We start from the raw sequence: 17,331 nt of genomic DNA on the forward strand, positions 1-17,331 counted from the left end.
TCAAATCCGTGTTTCCACGGCCATGACCGACGAACCCATCGTCATCGAGATGAAACGCACCGACCAGATCTCCGTCTTCATCGCGACGGTGATCGGGGGCGGCGCGTTCGTAGCCTTCCTGCCGGATCTTGCCGGCTGGCTGCTGCAACTGCCGTGGGTGCCATGGGAAGAGCCGCTCAGGTTTGCAGCGACGATCGACCAGAAACTGTCGCCTTGGGCGCTCGCCATCATCGGTGGCCTGCTCGGCATCGGTGGCGGTTTCCTTATCGTCCATGACGAACCGACAGTGAGTGTGTCGACTGACGAGTTGATCGTACAGAAAGGTGACAAGCGCCACCGCTTCGCACGCTCGCAGGTGCATACGGCGATGATCATGGGCAAGCATCTTACCGTGCGCGACCGCGACGATGTCGAACTGCTCCACCTCAAGCTCGACACGCGCCGGGAAGTCGCTGCCGCCCTGCGTGAAAAGGGATGGACGGCTGCTTAATCAGGCTTCGGCAACTTCAGCCACCACCTCTTCTCCCGCCTTCCGGCCCATGAACAGGAACACCACGACCGCGGTGATGAGGGTGACGACGGTCAGCACGACCAGCAGGCTGGAGAAAGCCAGGCCATACTGCGCCACCAGCTGGTCGTGACCGCTCTCCGGCAGCAGCTGCTGCGCCGCCGCGAGATCGCCGGTGACGAGGCGCTGCGCGGCAGCCACCCGGCTCTCGGACGGGCCAAGCCCGGCACCGGCGAGATGCCCCACCGTCAGGGCTGACAGCACTGCGCCGACCACCGCCAGGGCCAGCCCCTCACCGGCAACACGCGTGGTGTTGAAGATGCCGGTCGCCATCCCGGCGCGCTCGGTTGGCACCACCGAAACGGCGAGCCCGTCCATCAGCCCCCATGGCAAGCTGATGCCGATGCCGATGGTCAGCATGGGCAGGACCAGCGCCGTGGCGGGGGCACCTGCCGGCACGCCGGACAACCAGAACAGGCCGGCGGCGGAAACGACGAGGCCACCGGCGCACAGAACCGACGCCGGCAGCCAGCGCGTGAGCCAGCCGGCAACCAGTGGCAGCACCAGCAGCGGCGCCGACAGCGCGATCATCAGACGGCCGGCGGCGATCTCGCCCATGCCCTCGACCCCGACGAAGCGGACCGGGAGCAAAACCAGCAGCACCACGAAGGCATAGGCCGGTGCTGCTGCCAGCAACTGCACGCCGACGAAACGCGGATAGCGGAACAGGGAAAGGTCCAGCATCGGGCGTGCCGCCCTGCGCTCGACGATGCCGAAGACGGTGAAGAACAGCACGGCACCGGCGAGCAGGCCGACCACAGCCGGATCGCTCCAACCGGCTTCCGGCGCCTTGAGGAACCCGTAGGTGAGCAAGGCGAGTGCGGCGGTGAAGCTTGCCGCGCCCGGCCAGTCGAGACCGGTTGCGGCAGGATCGCGGCTTTCGCGCATGAAGCGGGCGGCAATCCCGAAAGAAAGTGCCGCGGCGGCGACGACCGGCAGGAAGATCGAGGTCCAGCCGAAGGCATCGATCAGAAGACCCGAGGTGATCGGACCGAACGAGAGACCGATGCCGAAGGAAGTGCCGAGCATGGAAAAGGCACGCATGCGCCCCGGGCCCTCGAATTCCTGCGCCAGGGCCGCCGCACCGCCGGCAAAGGCAAGCGCCGCCGCCAGGCCTTGTGCAGCCCGCGCAAGATCGAGCCAGAAGATCGAAGGCGACACCGAGGCGAGCGCGGAAAACAGGCCGAAGGCGGCCACGCCGGTCAGGAACATGCGTTTGCGGCCATAGGCGTCAGCCAGCGCACCGGCCGCCATCAGCGAGGAACCGAAGGTCAGCATGAAGGCGTTGGTCACCCAGTAAAGCGCGATCGGGCTGCCGCCAAGCGACCGGCCGATTGCCGGAAGCGCCACGGCCGGCCCGGTGAAGGTGAGCGGCATGGAGAGCGCCGCCAGGCACACCGCGACGAGGACAAGCGCTTTTTCGGCCGCGCCCCGGGCCTTCTTCGGATTTGCCATGATGTCCACGGAGGTTTCCGCAGCGGCCGCCTTGCGCGAACCAGCCAACGGGCTTGTTGAAAGACCCGTTCATGATAGACTTGCGCCAATCGGAGCAGAATATGGCTCTTACTCCACATATAATGGAGAAAAACGCTCGAATGGATCGTTCTCTGGATCGGCTTAGTGGGCTCGCTGCTTTTGTGCGCACCGCCGATCTCGGCAGCTTCGTCGCCGCCGGGCGGGTGCTGCGGCTGTCACCCTCGGCGGTCGGCAAGGCGGTGACCAAGCTGGAGGAGCAGCTCGGGGTGCGCCTGCTGCAGCGCTCGACGCGCAGCCTGCGGCTGACCGAGGAGGGGCGCCTGTTCCATGAACGTTGCCGGCGCGTCCTGGACGATCTCGACGATGCCCAAGCGATGCTGGCCGAGGCCATCGAGACGCCGCGTGGACGGCTGAGGGTGAGCGCACCGGTGGTCAGCTATCATCTCTTCCTGCCGGTGCTGCCGGAGTTCGCCTCGCGTTATCCAGAGGTCGAACTCGACCTCGATTTCAACGACCGCATCGTTGACCTGATCGACGAAGGCGTCGATGTCGCGCTGCGCAGTGGCGACCTGCCGGATTCCCGGCTGATGACGCGCGCGTTGAGGCCCTTCCAGCAATTGCTGTGCGCTTCACCCTCCTATCTGGAGCGCCACGGCACACCGGCCTGCCCGCGCGATCTCGACCGCCATCTCTCGGTGCGTTTCCGCTTCCCCAACAGCGGCAAGCTCTATGACTGGCCGCTCGTCCTGCCGGCAGGCGAGATGGAACCACGCCCGAAGATCGTGCTGACCTGCAACAATATGGAAGCGCTGCGCGGCGCCACTTTGGCCGGGCTCGGTATCGGCTGCATGCCGGATTTCCTGGTGCGCGGGCCGCTTGCCAAAGGCGAACTGGTGACGCTGCTCGATCGCTATCTCGACGCGCCTGGCCAGTTTCGGCTGCTCTGGCCATCCAACCGGCAATTGTCGCCCAAGGTCAGGGTGTTCGTGGACTTCCTGTCGGAACGGCTGTTCGCCGATCGCTGCGAGACGCTCGTGCGCCCGGAGCCTGCTGTTTCCTAGAGTGTTTCGGCTTCCCCGGAAACGCGGAAAAGCTCCAACTCCTGTTTACGCAATTCCGGTCGCAAAACCGTCCCGCGACGGATCAGGTCCGGTTCCAGCGACGCACCACCGGTTCGCTCATGTCGTGTTCGTAGCCGAGAACGGAGACGCTGGCAGTGTCGAGCACGAACAGCGCCCCTTGCGATGCCGGCAGGCCGAGCCAGCGAGCGGTGAGCGTGCGCAGGAAGTGCGAAGAGGAGAACAGCAGTATATTGCCGCCCGCTTCGCGCAGCGCCGCCACGACGCGGTCGGCGCGGGCGCCGGCCTGAATTACGCTCTCGCCATCCGGGCAGCCATCGCGAAACAGGCTCCAGCCGGGGCGTTCGACCAGGATTTCCCTGGTCTTCAGGCCCTCATAGGCGCCGTAATCCCACTCGGCGAGATCGGGCCTGACTTCAGCCGTAGCGAAACCGGCCAGCTCCGCGGTGCGGCGGGCGCGTGAGGATGGACTTGACCAGATCGCGCTGAAGGTTTTGTCCTGCAGCCGCTCACCGAGTTTGCGGGCGGCGTCCTCGCCTTTGGCAGTCAGTGGGATGTCGCTGCGGCCGGTATGTTTGCCGGTGGCGCTCCATTCGGTCTCGCCATGCCGCACCAGGGTGATTTCGGGGTAGGGGCTGGTCATGACCTGATCCTTGCTGGTCAAGCAATTCCAGGAAAAGTGCGTGGCGGTTTTCCGTCCGGAATTGCAGAACAAAGAGTTGGAGCGTTTCCGACAAACCCGGAAACGCTCTGGTTTTAACCCAGCCCTGCCTGTTCGGCTTCGTGCTTGAGGTTCTGGCGCGGACGCGGTCCGATCTGCTGGATGACCAGGCCTGCAGCGAGCGAACCGAGGTCACCGCAGGTCTTGAGATCGCGGCCCTGGGTATAGCCATGCAGGAAGCCCGCGGCGTAGAGATCGCCAGCGCCGGTGGTATCGACCAGCTCGTTGATCCTGGTGGCCTCGATGACGAAGGTGTCGTCGCCGTTGACGATGACCGAGCCCTTTTCCGACCGGGTCACGGCGGCGATGCGGCAATCCTTGCGGATCTGCGCCAGCGCCTCATCAAACGAGGAGGTCTGGTACAGCGACTTGATCTCGTGGCTGTTGGCAAAAATGATGTCGACCGTGCGCGAGCGCATGAGCTCGAGGAATTCCGCCCGGTAGCGGTCGACGCAGAAACTGTCCGACAGAGACATCGAAACCTGGCGGCCGGCGGCATGCGCATGCTGCGCTGTGAGCCGGATGGCTTCCTTGGCGCGCGGCGGATCCCACAGATAGCCTTCGAAATAGGTCACCGCGGCACCGGCCGCCTTGTCGGCCTCGACATCCTCCGGGCCGAGCTCGACGCAGGCGCCGAGATAGGTGTTCATCGAACGCTCACCATCCGGCGTGACGAAGATCATCGAGCGCGCCGTGGGTGGCATGCCGATCAGCGGTTTTGTGTCGAAGGCAACGCCCTGGGCCTGGATATCATGCGTGAAGATATCGCCGAGATGGTCCTTGGAGACCTTGCCGAAATAGGCGGAACGGCCGCCGAGGCTGGCGATACCCGCCGCGGTGTTGCCGGCGCTGCCACCGGAAGCTTCCAGGGCCGGACCCATGCGGCGATAAAGCAGCTCGGCGCGCTCGGCGTCGATCAGGTTCATCGCGCCCTTGATGATGCCGTTGTCGGCGAGGAAAGCTTCATCGCACTGGGCGATGATGTCGACAATGGCATTGCCAATGCACAGAACGTCGTAATCCGGCATTCAGGTCTCCGTGCGGCCCCAAATTAAAGTTCTGGAGCGACCTTCGCGCGTCCTTGCGGAGGCGCGCCGCTCCAGCAGCCCAAAACCCCGGCTTTCTGCCACGCCGGCCGGGCGCGGGTCTAGCGGAATGCCGATTTTTTGCAAGTTATTGCTTTGAGTGGGCTGGGCGGCAGTGCCGCTCAGAACATCGGCGCGAAGTTGAGCTTCAGTTCGCGCCAGCGCTCATAAGGGATACGGGTGCGTTTCATGCTGCGGAACGGAGCGCAACGTTCGACAGCGCGCACGGCGCTGGCCGCGAGCAGTTTGGCTTCCTTGGCCTTGGGCGGATTTTCGACCGTCGGCCTGGCGGCCAGGGAGCCGTCGCGCTTGAGGCGAACCTTGACGATGATCGGCGCCGGCTTGGTGCCTTTCATATCAGGCGGCATCCAGCAGCCGGCGATCTCGTTGTGCAGCGCCTCGACAAGCACGGCAAACTCGCCCTTCTCATCGGCGAGCGCCGCTGGGCCGAAGCCGACGGACAGCGCGGCGGCGATCAACACGGCACGTATCGCAACATTCATCGCAGCAGGAACCCTCGGCCAGGCGCGTCGTCGACGATAGCGCAGCCTTTATAGTAGGCGCGGCCGCAGCCCTCCGCAATGTTCGCGCATGCGATCCCGTGTGGGCGAACTCATCCTTGATCCGACGCAAACAGGTCGGTCATCTTCCTGTAGGTCATGCTGTTGGCCCGGTTGAAGGTGAAGGACCCGACATCCAGCATTTCGCGACTTGCCCGTTCGAGAGCACTGAAGGCCGTACAGGCGAGCTGCGAACCGACCGAGATGCGCTTGGCGCCGGCTCCAGCCAGCGCTGGAACCGTGAAATCGGCGGTCGACAGCACATTGACCGGCTTTTCGAGCGCCTGGCAGACGGCGCGCACCGAAGCGATATCGGAGAGACCCGGGGCATAAAGCACGTCGGCACCCGCCTTCTGATAGGCCTGGAGCCGCCGGATGGTGTCGTCGAGATCGGGACGGCCGTGCAGGAAATTCTCGGCGCGCGCGGTGAAGACGAAATCGTGCTTCAGGGCCCGCGCAGCTTCCGCTGCTGCGGCGACACGCTCCACGGCCTGGGTGAAATCGTAGATCGGCTTGTCGGTGTCGCCGGTATGATCCTCTATCGAGCACCCGGCCAGCCCCGCCGCTTCGGCGGCAAAAATGGTCTCGCCAGCGCTTTCTGCGCTGTCGCCCTTGCCCTTTTCCAGATCGGCCGAAACCGGCAGGCCGGTGGCACCGACGATCTCGCGGCAATGCTGGATCATCTCCTCGAAGCCGATCGCACCGTCCGGCAGGCCGCGCGAGAAGGCGTAACCGGCGCTGGTCGTAGCCAGCGCCTTGAAGCCCAGCGAGGAGAGCAGCTTGGCCGAACCAACATCCCACGGATTGGGGATGACGAAGGTTTCGGCGTGCAGGTTCCGAAAAATCTTGCCCTTATCCATCGAAGTCTCTCCGCAAAAGACGCGCTGGCCGCAGCTTTGAAATCTAAAAGACAAGCTGTGGCGAATTTCAGGAGAGGGACACTAGCCAGACTGCCCGGATGCGGCAAACGAATGCGATTGGTTCAGGCAGCCTGCGTGGAACACTCCTGCCAAAACGCCGGCAGCATGTGGGACGGAACGATCATAAAACCGTGAGGACTGCTCAGCGCAGCGGGATCAACCCGGGCAAGTCGCGCATGTCGGCAAAGAGGATGCCGCCCGCCCTTTCCAGCCCTTCGGGATCGGAGTGCGGATCGCCATGGTAGGAGAACACCCGCATGCCGGCGGCGATACCGGCCTTGGTGCCGGCCACCGAGTCCTCGATGACGATGCAATCGGCCGGTTCGACACCCATTTCCCGGGCAGCATGCAGGAACAGGTCCGGGAACGGTTTTGAGCGACCAACCATGGTGGAACTGAACATGGCGTGTTCAAAGAAGGGCAGCAGCCCGGTTACACCCAGGGTGATGTGCATCTTGGAAACGCGTGCCGAGGAGGCGACACAATAGGGGATGTCGGCCACGCGCACGGCATCGATCACACCGCGCACATAGGGGATTTCGTCGACGCCTTTGGCAAAAAGCTCCGGTAGGCCGATGTTCCAGCGATCGGCGAAATCCTCGCCGAGATCGATGCCTGCCACTTCGAGGATCTCGTTGCGTACGGAGATCATCGAACGGCCGGAAAAGTGCTTGCGGCAATAGTTGAAATCGACGGGATAGCCGGCTTCGGTGAGCCACAGCGCCAGGCGCTCATTGGCCATGTTCTCGGTATCGACCAGGATACCGTCACAGTCGAAGATGACGAGCCCTGGTAGCGCCATCAGGCAGTTCCGGTCGATCCGAAACCACCGCCGCCGCGGTCGGTGCCGCCGGCGAGGCTACGTTCCTCGGAGCGGACCTGCACGACGGGCGCGAAGATGATCTGGGCGATGCGCATGCCGCGCTCGACGTAGAACTCTTCGTCGCCATGGTTGATCAGCAGCACCTTGACCTCGCCGCGGTAGTCGCTGTCGACCGTGCCGGGCGTGTTGAGGCAGGTGATGCCATGTTTCAGCGCGAGGCCGGAACGCGGGCGAACCTGGCCTTCGAGGCCTTCGGGGATTTCCATCACCAGCCCGGTCGGCACCAAAGCGCGGCGGCCGGGCAGGATGAGCAGCGGCCGATCCTCGGGAACGGCAGCCCTTAGGTCCATGCCGGCGGCGCCGGCGCTTTCATAGGCCGGCAGCGCCAGCCCCTCGCCATGCGGCAGGCGGACGAATCCGACCGTCTGGCCGAAGACGGATTGATTTTGAGGTGTCGGGTGCATGGCGCGATCCTATCGGGCGAGCCGTGCGGTTAGTCAACCGGTTACCGGTGTTTCAACGCGAATCTTTCATCGACTGACGGGCTTCGACAGCCGGGCTCGAAAGCACAGCAGGCCAGCAAGCGTCACAAGCGCAAAGGCGGCGCCTGCCAGGAAGGTGGCCTGCGGTCCGATCTGGTCCCAGAGGAAACCGGCCACCACGCTGGCGACGAGCAGGGCGATGCCCGTGATCAGGTTGAACACGCCGAAGGCGGTGCCACGCAACTCGGCCGGTGCCGCATCGGCAATCAGCGTAGCCAGCAGGCCTTGGGTGAAGCCCATGTGCAGTCCCCACAGAACGACACCGATGAGGAGACCCGCCATATCGGGCACCAGAGCAAGCACGAGATCGGCGACCACCAGAAGCAGGAGGCCGACGGCCAGAAGCATAGGCCGGCTGACGCGGTCGGCAAGCACGCCGACCGGATAGGCCGACAGCGAATAGGCTAGGTTCATCACCACCAGAACGATCGGCACCAGTGCCAGCGACAGCCCGATCGATTGCGCACGCAGGATCAGGAAGGCCTCGCTGAAACGCGCGAGCGTGAAGACCGTCGCCACGGTCACCACCAGCCAGAAGGTCGCGCTGAGGAAGCGCAGCTCCGAGCACCTGAGCGGCATGCGAACCTTGCGTTGGCCGGTCGGCCGTGCGGGCTCCTTTACCGCAAAGACGATGAGAAAAACGGCGACAAAGGCCGGGATGACGGCGATCCAGAAAACCGCCTGGAAATGATCCGCTGTTGCCCACATCAGCGCGATGGCCAGCAGCGGGCCGACGAAAGCGCCGATGGTGTCCAGCGACTGCCGCAGGCCGAAGCCGGCGCCACGCTGTTCCGGCGGCGTGATGTCGGCGATCAGCGCGTCGCGCGGAGCACCGCGAATGCCCTTGCCGATGCGATCGATGAAACGTGCGGCGACGAGCCAGCCGATCGACGGCGCCAGCGGAAAGATCGGCTTGGTGACGGCGGCAAGCCCATAACCGAGCGCCGCCAGCATCTTGCGCTTGCCCAGCCAGTCGCTGAGCGCTCCCGAAAACACCTTGGTGATCGACGCGGTTGCCTCGGCGATGCCTTCGATGATGCCGACGGTCAGGCTCGACGTGCCAAGCACCGCCACCATGTAGACGGGCAGCAGCGCATGGATCATTTCCGAGGATATGTCCATGAACATCGACACGAAACCGAGCGCCCAGACACCCGCAGGAAGATGACGGCGGGTTGCCGGGCCGGCGGCATTGTCGGCAGCGTTCATCTCAGCGGTTCTCGTCATGGGCCTCGAAGACACGCTTGGCGTAGCTGTCCAGCAGGGCCTCGCAGGCGCGCAGGCGTTCCGCTGCCTCTTCGGCCAGCGGCGCTGCGTAGAAGTCGAGTTTGCGGATCTTCTCCAGCCACCCCTGCAGCTTCCTGAGGTCGGCGTCTTCCTCATCAAGCTCGGCGTAGGTGAACTTGTTGATGGCAACTTCCTTGGCGATCTCGGTTTCGAAATCCGCGCAGCGACCGAGGAATTCGCGATACTGGTCATCCCGATCGGCGCGGAAACGCTGCACGACCTTGTCTTCCTGCGCGCGATCCAGTGCGACGGTCTCCAGGATCACCGACTCGCCCGCCATTTCGAGGATGTCGTTCTCGATCATCTTCAGCCGGCGTATGTGATCATCGGTCTTTGGCAGCAGGCAGACGCCGTTCTGCAGATAGACAGCGCCCATGCCCTTCAGCTTCCGCCACAGCGCAATACGCTTCGCCGCCGGTTCGGGCGGCACCTTATAGGTAAGCAAAAGCCAGGATGGGGAAACCATGGTTGATTCCTGATGTTACGACCGTAACATACGAACTTATACCATGGCAGTCGAGACCCGATGTCGATCGGAAGACCTGCTAGCGGACCTCAACCGGCACGACGGTCGTTTCCTTGATTTCTTCCATGACGAAGGAAGCCGACACGTCGGACAACGGCACCTTGGCGATCAGGCGCTGGTAGAGCCGGTCATAGGCCTTCACGTCGGCAACACGGGCGCGAAGCACGTAGTCGAGATCGCCGGACATGCGGTAGACACCGGTGATCTCGGGAAAAGACGTCACAGCCGTGCGGAACCTGGCCAGCCAGTCCGGGTCATGGCTGGAGGTGCGCACGATGATGAACACGGAAAGGCCCAGTCCGAGCTTGTCGGCATCGACCAGCGCAACCCGTTCGGTGATGATGCGATCGTCTTCCAGCCTTTTTACCCGACGCCAGCAGGCGTTGCGGGACAGGCCGACCCGCTCCGAGAGCTGGTCGACCGACAAGGTGCCGTCGCGCTGCAGCTCAGCCAGGATTCTTCGATCGATCGTATCAAGTTCGTGACTCATATTGGGATGATTGTCCCAATGGATGATCATCCACAAGGACAAATTGGGACCACAGCCCCGAAATTGCGTGGGACGATGGTCCAAAGAATGGGAGAATCACCATGACGACGCGCATCGCCCGCCTGTTCACCGACCACCCGCATTCCGTCGATGAAAGCTATTTCGAACACATGCGCTTCGCCGGCTGGTTCGCCAGCAGGCTGTTCATGGCCGGCGGCGCCGCGCTCATTCATGCTTTCTTACCCTTCCTGTTCGAAACTACGGCAAGCGGGATCATCCGCCAGCTCTACGAGCGCACGCACAACCGGCGTCCGCAGGCGTGATCCGCAAGGCCAGCTTCGGCTGATCATGCCTGAGGGGCGTTGAAACATGTGCCGATGGGCGGCTTATCTCGGTGAAGAGGTCTTCCTCGAAGACATCGTCAGCGCGCCTTGTCATTCGCTGATCGCGCAAAGCCACTGTGCGCAGGAGGCGAAATCGCCCACCAACGGCGACGGCTTCGGCCTTGCCTGGTATGGCGGTCGCACAGAGCCCGGCCTCTACCGTGACATCCTGCCGGCCTGGTCGGACCCCAATCTCAAGAGCCTGTGCAGGCAGATCCGCTCCGGCCTGTTCCTGGCGCATGTCCGTGCCTCGACCGGCGGCGCTACAAGTCGCGCCAACTGCCATCCCTTCGTCTCCGGTCGCTGGTCGTTCATGCACAACGGCCAGATCGGTGGCTTCGACCGCATTCGGCGCACGCTCGAGGCGGCGTTGCCTGATGCACTCTACGACCAGATCGAAGGCACGACCGATTCCGAACTTTTCTTCTTCCTGATGGTGGACGAGGGGCTGGAAACCGACCCGCAAGCCGCCCTTGAAAAGGCGACCAGACGCGTACTCGACGCCGCCCGGCGCGCAGGTGTCGACCCGGCGCTGAAACTGACCGCCGCCTTCTCCAACGGCGAGGCCGTGCACGCCGTGCGCTATTCCACCGACGGCCCCGCGCCGACGCTTTATACGTCGGCGTTTCACGGCGGCCGCTGCATCGTGTCCGAGCCGTTCGATCGCAAAGCGGCCGAATGGCAGGCCATCCCGCCGGCAAGTTTCGTGACCATGACGAAGACCGGGATAACCATCCGATCCTTCACGCCTGCCGCGGGGACGCTGCCCGTCGCGGCCGAATAGGCGGGCTCAGCCGGCGAGCATCACTGTCCCGTACGGATTGAACTTGAACTCGTCCTCTTCATACTGGGATTCGAACGAGAGGTTCGCCCTACGTTTCCTCAGCACGTCTTCCAGGCCTTTCTCAGCAATCTCGTCCGCGACAGCGTCCATGGTCGCAACAGCCTCACGCTCACTCGCCTGGGATATCGGCACATAGACCTCCGGCAAGCCGACGAGGTGGAAACCGACGCTCTCCAGATAGCCCCTGGCAGAGAGAGGACGTTTGGCGAAGGCAAGCCGCCCAATTCGTCGTTGTCCGAGAACATCGTCCGCCTTCACGGCGGAAGCCGCCTGCAGGGCAAGCTGTTTCCATCGGGACAGCCCATGCGCTATGCCGGCGCTCTCGCCCTTAACGGCCAACGCGCCCTTGTCGATCATGCGGTCGACGAGGAACAAGGCCGCCGTCGAGACCGTGACGGCGTTGTTCCGCGTCATCCGCGGGCCGAGCACATAGAGGACGGATTGGTGGCTCGCGACAGCGGCTTCGTCGGCCTTCGTCCAGGCATCGGGCTCGACGCGATCCCAGCACACGTCGAAGGACCGCGCCATGCGATCGTCCGGTTCCGCCTGGGAGTAGGTCTCATCGATGCTGAAACCGGTGGCGAATTCCGCGATGGCGCCGGAAGCCGCATCCGACAGTGGTGCCAGATCGCGTTCCTTGCCGAGAAAACAAAGCACATGGCGTGGTTTCACCGCTTCAGACCCCGATGAATCCATTGGGGTCTCCCCGGTTCCGGGCTTTGCCGCGAACGAGGATCGCCAGGTGGGCAATGTTCCGATCAGGCCGAGAAGCGCGCGCCGCATGGTGTCCAAGAGCTCTTTCCCCTGACGATCGATCGCCACACGACCTGCCGGCCTGACTGGATATCATATTGGAACCCGGGTTGCAGGAAGATGAAAGACCAAACGGCTTCGCAAGGCCTGGATTTGGTCATTCCAACATCATGCGGCATGGTGTAGCCGGGGTTGGACGAGCTCGAGGAGATAGACATGGCCGAAAAAATCATTTTGGCGTCGGGCAGCCCTTTCCGGCTGGCCATGCTCAAGAACGCCGGTATCGACGTCGAAGCCGTACCGGCCAAGGTTGACGAGCGCGCGCTGGAGGCACCGCTCAAGGACAGCGGCGCTTCGCCGGAGGATGTCGCAGCGATCCTGGCAGAAGCCAAGGCGACAGAAGTGAGCGAGCGGCTGCCTGGGGCCTTGGTCCTTGGCTGTGACCAGACGCTGTCGCTCGGCGACGAGGTGTTCCACAAGCCGACTGACATGGAAGGCGCGCGCCGGCATCTGCTGGCGCTGTCTGGCAAGACGCACCAGCTGAACAGCGCCGCCGTGTTGGTGCGCGACGGCGCGGTGCTGTGGCGTCATGTCGGCGTCGCCAATCTCACCATGCGCAAGCTCGACCCCGCCTTCATCGGCCGCCATCTGGCGCGGGTCGGTGCAAAAGCGCTCTCCAGCGTCGGCGCCTACCAGATCGAAGGCGAGGGCATCCAGCTGTTCGAGAAGGTCGAAGGTGACCATTTCACGATCGTCGGCCTGCCACTGCTGCCACTGCTGACCGAACTCCGGTCGCTTGGTGCCATCGATGGCTGAGATGAGAAAAGCCTTCGTCATCGGCCATCCGATCGCGCATTCGCGTTCGCCGAAGATCCACGGATACTGGCTGAAGAGCTATGCCATTTCCGGTAGCTATGAAGCCATCGACGTCACGCCGGACGATCTGCCGGCGTTCCTGTCCGCGCTGAGAGAGAAGGGCTTCGAAGGCGGGAACGTCACCATCCCGCACAAGGAAGCCGTGTTCGCCGCCGTAAACCGCCGGGATGCGGCAGCGGAGCAGATCGGCGCCGTCAACACGCTGTGGTTCGACGAAGGCAACCTTTGCGCCGGCAACACCGACGCGCACGGTTTCGCCGCCAATCTCGATGAATATGTGCCGGGCTGGGCCGGCAATGGGCCGGCTGTGGTGCTGGGCGCAGGGGGTGCCGCGCGCGCGGTCATCCATGCGCTGAAGGAACGCGGCGTCCGCGACATTCGCATCGTCAACCGCACCAGGGCACGTGCCGAGGAGCTGCGCGACCAGTTCGGAGCCGGCGTTTCGGCGCATGGCAGCGAAGCGACTGATGAGCTGTCGACCGATACCGGACTGCTGATCAACACAACCGCGCTCGGCATGCATGGCAATGAGGGCCTGCCCGCCGATCCCGCCAGCCTGCCCGCCCACGCAATCGTCACCGATATCGTCTATGTGCCGCTGGAAACGCCGCTGCTCGCCGCAGCCAGGCAGCGCGGGCTGAAGACGGTCGATGGTCTGGGTATGCTGCTGCATCAGGCGGTGCCGGGCTTCGAGCGCTGGTTTGGCCGTCGCCCGGAAGTCACGCCTGAGCTGCGTGCGCTTGTCGTGGCGGATCTGGGAGCCAAACATTGATCGTTCTCGGCCTCACCGGCTCCATCGGCATGGGCAAGTCGACTGCAGCGAAGATGTTCCGCGAGGCCGGCATCCCGGTGCACGATTCGGACGAAGCGGTGCATCGGCTCTATTCCGGCACGGCGGCTCCCCTGATCGAAACGGCTTTTCCGGGCGTAACCCACGACGGCACGGTGGATCGCACGAGGCTTGGCCAGCGTGTTCTGGGCGATGCAGCCGCGCTCAAGACGCTGGAGGGCATCGTCCATCCGCTGGTGCGCGCCGATGCAGACGCCTTTCTGGCGCGCCATCGCGAGGCCGGAGCTCCGCTTGCCGTGCTCGACATCCCGCTGCTGTTCGAGACAGGTGGGCGCGGCCGCGTCGACAAGGTCGTGGTGGTGAGCGCGCCGGGCGAACAGCAGCGCGAACGCGTTCTGGCGCGCCCTGGAATGACCAGGGAAAAGTTCGAATCAATTCTCGCCAAGCAGGTTCCGGACGCCGAAAAACGGCGGCTGGCCGACTATGTGGTCGACACCGGCAGCGGCTTTGACGTCACCCGGGCAGCCATTCGGGCAGTCATCGCCGAGCTATCAGGGGAAAATGGCAGCAATCACGGCGGGTGATCTTGCAGGAAAGCCGGCCGGACTCCATTTTCGATCCGAACGAACAAGCGCCGACGTCTCTTTCGTCGAGATGATCCAGGCCGCGGAGCGTCGCAATGCGCGAAATCATCTTCGATACGGAAACGACCGGGCTCGATGCGCGCGAGGACCGCATCATCGAACTCGGCTGTATCGAACTGGTCAACCGGTTCCCGACCGGCAATACCTTCCACCACTACATCAATCCTGAAGGCCGCATGATCAATGCCGAGGCGGAAGCCGTGCACGGCATCAATGCGGCGCAACTGGTCGGCAAGCCGACCTTTTCCGAGATCGCCGATCTCTTCCTGACCTTCATCGATGGTGCCAAGCTGATCGCGCACAATGCCAGCTTCGATATGGGTTTCATCAATGCCGAATTCGCACGGCTCGGCCATGCAGCTGTCGGGCCGGAGCGCGTCATCGACACGCTGGCGCTGGCACGCCGCAAGCATCCGATGGGTCCCAACTCGCTGGACGCGCTGTGCCGTCGCTACGGCATCGACAACAGCCATCGCACCAAGCACGGGGCGCTGCTCGACTCCGAACTGCTGGCCGAAGTGTATGTCGAGCTGATCGGCGGCAAGCAGGCCGCGCTTGGCCTGGATGGCGGACTGTCGCAGGCCGGGCGCAGAGGCGGCACGGAGGTCGAGCTGACCATCGCCATGCGGCCGGTTCCGCTGGCCTCGCGGCTGACCGAAGCCGAACGCGAAGCCCACAAGCGCCTGGTCGAATCGCTCGGCGAAAAGGCCCTGTGGGCAAAATTCGGCGGCGAGAGCTCGGAAGCAGCCGAATAGGCTGGGTTCCGGCGGGCCTGCAGCGTAGCCTCGGACACATTCTGCTTTTTGTTTCAATGCGAATTCCGGGTGCAAGACGGCAACGACTTCTGCCGGAATTGCGCGAACCAATAAAAAACCCGGCACAAGGCCGGGTTTCTTATCGAATATCGTGACAGCGCTTAGCTGACCATCACCTTCGAGGCGGCCTGGTCTTCGGCCAGTTTCTGCTGGAACATCTGCGCGAAGTCGATCGGGTCGAGCATCAGCGGCGGGAAACCGCCGTTGCGGGTTGCGTCCGAAATGATCTGGCGCGCGAACGGGAACAGCAGGCGCGGGCATTCGATGAACAGGATCGGCAGCATGTGCTCCTGCGGGAAGCCGGCAATGTTGAAGACGCCGCCATAGACCAGCTCGACGTTAAACAGCACTTCCTTGTCGAAGGATGCCTTGGCGTTCAGCGTCAGGTTGACGTCGAACTGCTCGTCGGACAGCGGATTGGCGTTGACGTTGACGCTGATGGCGATGCCGGGGGCCTTGTCGCGGCCGCGCAGCGAATTCGGTGCGCCGGGGCTCTCGAACGAAAGGTCCTTCACATACTGGGCCAGAACGTTCAGCGTCGGCTGCGCTCCGTTGCCGTTGCTTGCCTGCGCTTCATTGTTGTCGGCCATGAGCCAAAATCCCCTTGCTGGGCCAAGCGGCCCCTATTGAAACCGGGCGTTGGCTATCACGACAGGCGCTTCAAGACAAGATTTAGCGCCTGTTCATTCATCCTTGAGCCGTCGCCATGGCGAATTCGGGTTGGGGTCACGCGAAAAATCCTCGGTGTCGAGATCGATGGTTTTCTCACGCTGGCGCGGCCTGAAACCGCCCTCGCCGAAGGAAGAGACCACCGAAACGCGGGACTTGAGGAAGCGCCAGGCAAAATCGCGCACGGCCGGGATCAGGAAAACCAGCCCGATTATGGACGTGATGAAGCCCGGTACCATCAGGAGCAGCGCCGAAAAGATCGTCATCGCGCCATGTGCCAGCGGACGGCTCGGATCACGTCCGGCCTCAATTTCAGCGCGGGCATTGACCATGGTGCTGAAGCCCTGGCGCTTGAGCAGCATGGCGCCGGCAATCGTCGAGGCGAGCACAAGTGCTACCGTTGCCAGTGCGCCGACCTGTTTGCCGACCACGACGAAGCCGGCGATCTCCAGCAAGGGAAGCGCCAGCACGAAGAAAGGGAGAAAGGAAGTACGCAAAACCCGCCCAATCGTTGTATGTTTAGCCAAGCGACCAATCGCCGCGAGTGTCCGGGTTCTGAAATGCGCTGCAGCCTGATATCGGGTGCTGAGCGAATTTTGAAATCGCGACACTGGCGTTCACTATACCAAATAGGTATGCGCTGCTTGCGTTTGAATGATGGCGCTGCACGTTCTATATGGTTTTATAGTTTGGTGATCAGTCGCGAACCGGAGGCGCGACCGGTTGAGTTGGTAGGCCGCTTCGAGGGTGATTGGCACAGCACATGGCATTTTTCGACTTCGGCACGATATTCTTCCTGGTCGCGGCGGTGGTGATCTTCTTCCAGCTGCGTAATGTGCTCGGTCGCCGCACCGGCAACGAGCGCCCGCCGTTCGACCCCTATACGGCCAGCCGTTCGCGCGACAAGGATGCCGCCAAGCCTTCGGAAAACGTGGTTTCGCTGCCGCGCAAGCGCGCACCGGGCGATGCGCCGGCGCCGGACGCCTATGCCGCGATCGACGCTTTCGCCAAGCCGGACACCGATCTCAACAAGGGCCTGCGCACCATCAAGGATGCCGACGGCAGCTTTGAGCCGAAGGGTTTCGTCGACGGCGCCAAGATGGCTTACGAAATGATCGTGATGGCTTATGCCGATGGCGATCGCAAGACACTGAAGAACCTTTTGTCGCGCGAGGTCTATGACGGTTTCGTCGCCGCCATCGGCGAGCGCGAGGCCAAGTCCGAAAAGATCCAGTCCTCCTTCGTCGGCATCGACAAGGCCGACATCGTTCTGGCCGAAATGAAGGGTTCGGAAGCACACGTCACGCTTCGCATCGTCAGCGAGCTGATTTCAGCTACCCGGGACAAGGCCGGCACCGTCATCGACGGCGACCCGGAAACCGTCGCCGAGGTGAAGGACGTGTGGACCTTCGCACGCGACACCCGTTCGCGCGATCCGAACTGGAAGCTTGTCGCCACCGAGGAAGAAGATTGAGCTCCG

General features: G+C 63.4%; 22 protein-coding genes. 9 read left to right on the forward strand and 13 right to left on the reverse strand.

Going from position 1 to position 17,331, the window contains the following annotated elements; all coding sequences use genetic code 11:
* Window positions 1-22 precede the first annotated feature (22 nt).
* Window positions 23-490 (forward strand): hypothetical protein, encoded by a 468-nt coding sequence (locus C1M53_RS11410; RefSeq protein ID WP_129412354.1) that lies wholly within the window; start codon window positions 23-25, stop codon window positions 488-490.
* Here C1M53_RS11410 and C1M53_RS11415 read toward each other — a convergent pair whose 3' ends face one another.
* The gene (locus C1M53_RS11415) at window positions 491-2,023 is read right to left on the reverse strand and encodes an MFS transporter (protein WP_129416128.1); all 1,533 of its coding nucleotides are present in this window, start codon (window positions 2,021-2,023) and stop codon (window positions 491-493) included. It abuts the gene before it with no gap.
* A gap of 152 nt (window positions 2,024-2,175) precedes the next feature.
* Between C1M53_RS11415 and C1M53_RS11420 the strand changes: the two genes are divergently transcribed.
* Complete coding sequence (locus C1M53_RS11420) at window positions 2,176-3,105, forward strand: LysR family transcriptional regulator (protein WP_129416129.1); 930 nt, start codon at window positions 2,176-2,178, stop codon at window positions 3,103-3,105.
* An 82-nt stretch (window positions 3,106-3,187) separates the two neighbouring features.
* Here the strand turns inward: C1M53_RS11420 and C1M53_RS11425 are convergent, their stop codons facing one another.
* The 9 genes from C1M53_RS11425 to C1M53_RS11465 all read right to left on the reverse strand — a co-directional run bounded on the left by C1M53_RS11425 (window position 3,188) and on the right by C1M53_RS11465 (window position 10,077).
* Window positions 3,188-3,766, reverse strand: a complete 579-nt coding sequence (locus C1M53_RS11425) for a histidine phosphatase family protein (protein WP_129412355.1) — start codon at window positions 3,764-3,766, stop codon at window positions 3,188-3,190.
* 113 nt (window positions 3,767-3,879) lie between these two features.
* Entirely contained in the window at window positions 3,880-4,872 is a 993-nt protein-coding gene (locus C1M53_RS11430; RefSeq protein ID WP_129412356.1) for an adenosine kinase, read from the reverse strand.
* Window positions 4,873-5,051: 179 nt separating this feature from the next.
* Window positions 5,052-5,432, reverse strand: a complete 381-nt coding sequence (locus C1M53_RS11435) for a hypothetical protein (protein WP_129412357.1) — start codon at window positions 5,430-5,432, stop codon at window positions 5,052-5,054.
* A 110-nt stretch (window positions 5,433-5,542) separates the two neighbouring features.
* A complete protein-coding gene (locus C1M53_RS11440) occupies window positions 5,543-6,349 on the reverse strand; it encodes an isocitrate lyase/phosphoenolpyruvate mutase family protein (protein ID WP_129412358.1) in 807 nt (268 codons plus the stop codon).
* 202 nt (window positions 6,350-6,551) lie between these two features.
* Window positions 6,552-7,211, reverse strand: coding sequence for an HAD family phosphatase (locus tag C1M53_RS11445; protein ID WP_129412359.1), 660 nt, complete (start codon window positions 7,209-7,211; stop codon window positions 6,552-6,554).
* Complete coding sequence (gene dut / locus C1M53_RS11450) at window positions 7,211-7,696, reverse strand: dUTP diphosphatase (protein ID WP_129412360.1); 486 nt, start codon at window positions 7,694-7,696, stop codon at window positions 7,211-7,213. Before dut ends, C1M53_RS11445 begins: the two co-directional genes overlap by 1 nt.
* 66 nt (window positions 7,697-7,762) lie before the next feature.
* Window positions 7,763-8,983, reverse strand: a complete 1,221-nt coding sequence (locus tag C1M53_RS11455) for an MFS transporter (protein ID WP_245488588.1) — start codon at window positions 8,981-8,983, stop codon at window positions 7,763-7,765.
* A 1-nt stretch (window position 8,984) separates the two neighbouring features.
* Window positions 8,985-9,527, reverse strand: coding sequence for a Chromate resistance protein ChrB (locus C1M53_RS11460; RefSeq protein ID WP_129412362.1), 543 nt, complete (start codon window positions 9,525-9,527; stop codon window positions 8,985-8,987).
* Window positions 9,528-9,606: 79 nt separating this feature from the next.
* The gene (locus C1M53_RS11465; protein ID WP_129412363.1) at window positions 9,607-10,077 is read right to left on the reverse strand and encodes an Lrp/AsnC family transcriptional regulator; all 471 of its coding nucleotides are present in this window, start codon (window positions 10,075-10,077) and stop codon (window positions 9,607-9,609) included.
* Window positions 10,078-10,178: 101 nt separating this feature from the next.
* Here C1M53_RS11465 and C1M53_RS11470 point away from each other — a divergent pair, with 101 nt between their 5' ends.
* Both C1M53_RS11470 and C1M53_RS11475 read left to right on the forward strand, forming a co-directional pair.
* The gene (locus tag C1M53_RS11470) at window positions 10,179-10,400 is read left to right on the forward strand and encodes a DUF6356 family protein (protein ID WP_129412364.1); all 222 of its coding nucleotides are present in this window, start codon (window positions 10,179-10,181) and stop codon (window positions 10,398-10,400) included.
* A gap of 46 nt (window positions 10,401-10,446) precedes the next feature.
* Window positions 10,447-11,244, forward strand: coding sequence for a class II glutamine amidotransferase (locus C1M53_RS11475; RefSeq protein WP_129412365.1), 798 nt, complete (start codon window positions 10,447-10,449; stop codon window positions 11,242-11,244).
* Window positions 11,245-11,250: 6 nt separating this feature from the next.
* Here the strand turns inward: C1M53_RS11475 and C1M53_RS11480 are convergent, their stop codons facing one another.
* Window positions 11,251-12,096 carry a hypothetical protein gene (locus tag C1M53_RS11480; RefSeq protein ID WP_129412366.1) on the reverse strand — a complete coding sequence of 282 codons (846 nt, stop codon included), beginning with the start codon at window positions 12,094-12,096 and terminating at the stop codon, window positions 11,251-11,253.
* A gap of 177 nt (window positions 12,097-12,273) precedes the next feature.
* On the opposite strand from C1M53_RS11480, the gene C1M53_RS11485 reads away from it, so the two are divergent.
* The 4 genes from C1M53_RS11485 (at window position 12,274) to dnaQ (ending at window position 15,122) form a co-directional block, all read left to right on the forward strand.
* Complete coding sequence (locus C1M53_RS11485; protein WP_129412367.1) at window positions 12,274-12,873, forward strand: Maf-like protein; 600 nt, start codon at window positions 12,274-12,276, stop codon at window positions 12,871-12,873.
* Window positions 12,866-13,705: a shikimate dehydrogenase gene (locus tag C1M53_RS11490; RefSeq protein ID WP_129412368.1), complete on the forward strand. Its 840-nt coding sequence runs from the start codon at window positions 12,866-12,868 to the stop codon at window positions 13,703-13,705. Before C1M53_RS11485 ends, C1M53_RS11490 begins: the two co-directional genes overlap by 8 nt.
* Window positions 13,702-14,307, forward strand: coding sequence for a dephospho-CoA kinase (coaE, locus tag C1M53_RS11495; protein ID WP_129412369.1), 606 nt, complete (start codon window positions 13,702-13,704; stop codon window positions 14,305-14,307). Before C1M53_RS11490 ends, coaE begins: the two co-directional genes overlap by 4 nt.
* A gap of 95 nt (window positions 14,308-14,402) precedes the next feature.
* A complete protein-coding gene (gene dnaQ / locus C1M53_RS11500; RefSeq protein WP_129412370.1) occupies window positions 14,403-15,122 on the forward strand; it encodes a DNA polymerase III subunit epsilon in 720 nt (239 codons plus the stop codon).
* 161 nt (window positions 15,123-15,283) lie between these two features.
* On the opposite strand, the gene secB is transcribed toward dnaQ, so the two are convergent.
* Complete coding sequence (gene secB / locus C1M53_RS11505; protein WP_129412371.1) at window positions 15,284-15,772, reverse strand: protein-export chaperone SecB; 489 nt, start codon at window positions 15,770-15,772, stop codon at window positions 15,284-15,286.
* Window positions 15,773-15,865: 93 nt separating this feature from the next.
* Window positions 15,866-16,348: an FxsA family protein gene (locus C1M53_RS11510; protein WP_129412372.1), complete on the reverse strand. Its 483-nt coding sequence runs from the start codon at window positions 16,346-16,348 to the stop codon at window positions 15,866-15,868.
* 266 nt (window positions 16,349-16,614) lie between these two features.
* Here C1M53_RS11510 and C1M53_RS11515 point away from each other — a divergent pair, with 266 nt between their 5' ends.
* Window positions 16,615-17,325: a Tim44/TimA family putative adaptor protein gene (locus C1M53_RS11515; RefSeq protein WP_129412373.1), complete on the forward strand. Its 711-nt coding sequence runs from the start codon at window positions 16,615-16,617 to the stop codon at window positions 17,323-17,325.
* Window positions 17,326-17,331 lie beyond the last annotated feature (6 nt).

Source organism: Mesorhizobium sp. Pch-S, from assembly GCF_004136315.1.
Taxonomy (GTDB): Bacteria; Pseudomonadota; Alphaproteobacteria; order Rhizobiales; family Rhizobiaceae; genus Mesorhizobium.

What these genes read in the sequence shown, in the direction of transcription:
- C1M53_RS11485 (WP_129412367.1), top strand. Translation starts at nt 12,274, where the DNA reads ATGGCCGAAAAAATCATTTTGGCGTCGGGCAGCCCTTTCCGGCTGGCC.
- dut (WP_129412360.1), bottom strand. Translation starts at nt 7,696, where the DNA reads ATGCACCCGACACCTCAAAATCAATCCGTCTTCGGCCAGACGGTCGGA.
- C1M53_RS11445 (WP_129412359.1), bottom strand. Translation starts at nt 7,211, where the DNA reads ATGGCGCTACCAGGGCTCGTCATCTTCGACTGTGACGGTATCCTGGTC.
- C1M53_RS11410 (WP_129412354.1), top strand. Translation starts at nt 23, where the DNA reads ATGACCGACGAACCCATCGTCATCGAGATGAAACGCACCGACCAGATC.
- C1M53_RS11435 (WP_129412357.1), bottom strand. Translation starts at nt 5,432, where the DNA reads ATGAATGTTGCGATACGTGCCGTGTTGATCGCCGCCGCGCTGTCCGTC.
- C1M53_RS11490 (WP_129412368.1), top strand. Translation starts at nt 12,866, where the DNA reads ATGGCTGAGATGAGAAAAGCCTTCGTCATCGGCCATCCGATCGCGCAT.
- C1M53_RS11460 (WP_129412362.1), bottom strand. Translation starts at nt 9,527, where the DNA reads ATGGTTTCCCCATCCTGGCTTTTGCTTACCTATAAGGTGCCGCCCGAA.
- C1M53_RS11425 (WP_129412355.1), bottom strand. Translation starts at nt 3,766, where the DNA reads ATGACCAGCCCCTACCCCGAAATCACCCTGGTGCGGCATGGCGAGACC.
- C1M53_RS11430 (WP_129412356.1), bottom strand. Translation starts at nt 4,872, where the DNA reads ATGCCGGATTACGACGTTCTGTGCATTGGCAATGCCATTGTCGACATC.
- dnaQ (WP_129412370.1), top strand. Translation starts at nt 14,403, where the DNA reads ATGCGCGAAATCATCTTCGATACGGAAACGACCGGGCTCGATGCGCGC.
- C1M53_RS11475 (WP_129412365.1), top strand. Translation starts at nt 10,447, where the DNA reads ATGTGCCGATGGGCGGCTTATCTCGGTGAAGAGGTCTTCCTCGAAGAC.
- C1M53_RS11515 (WP_129412373.1), top strand. Translation starts at nt 16,615, where the DNA reads ATGGCATTTTTCGACTTCGGCACGATATTCTTCCTGGTCGCGGCGGTG.
- C1M53_RS11455 (WP_245488588.1), bottom strand. Translation starts at nt 8,983, where the DNA reads ATGAACGCTGCCGACAATGCCGCCGGCCCGGCAACCCGCCGTCATCTT.
- C1M53_RS11415 (WP_129416128.1), bottom strand. Translation starts at nt 2,023, where the DNA reads ATGGCAAATCCGAAGAAGGCCCGGGGCGCGGCCGAAAAAGCGCTTGTC.
- C1M53_RS11470 (WP_129412364.1), top strand. Translation starts at nt 10,179, where the DNA reads ATGACGACGCGCATCGCCCGCCTGTTCACCGACCACCCGCATTCCGTC.
- secB (WP_129412371.1), bottom strand. Translation starts at nt 15,772, where the DNA reads ATGGCCGACAACAATGAAGCGCAGGCAAGCAACGGCAACGGAGCGCAG.
- C1M53_RS11440 (WP_129412358.1), bottom strand. Translation starts at nt 6,349, where the DNA reads ATGGATAAGGGCAAGATTTTTCGGAACCTGCACGCCGAAACCTTCGTC.
- C1M53_RS11465 (WP_129412363.1), bottom strand. Translation starts at nt 10,077, where the DNA reads ATGAGTCACGAACTTGATACGATCGATCGAAGAATCCTGGCTGAGCTG.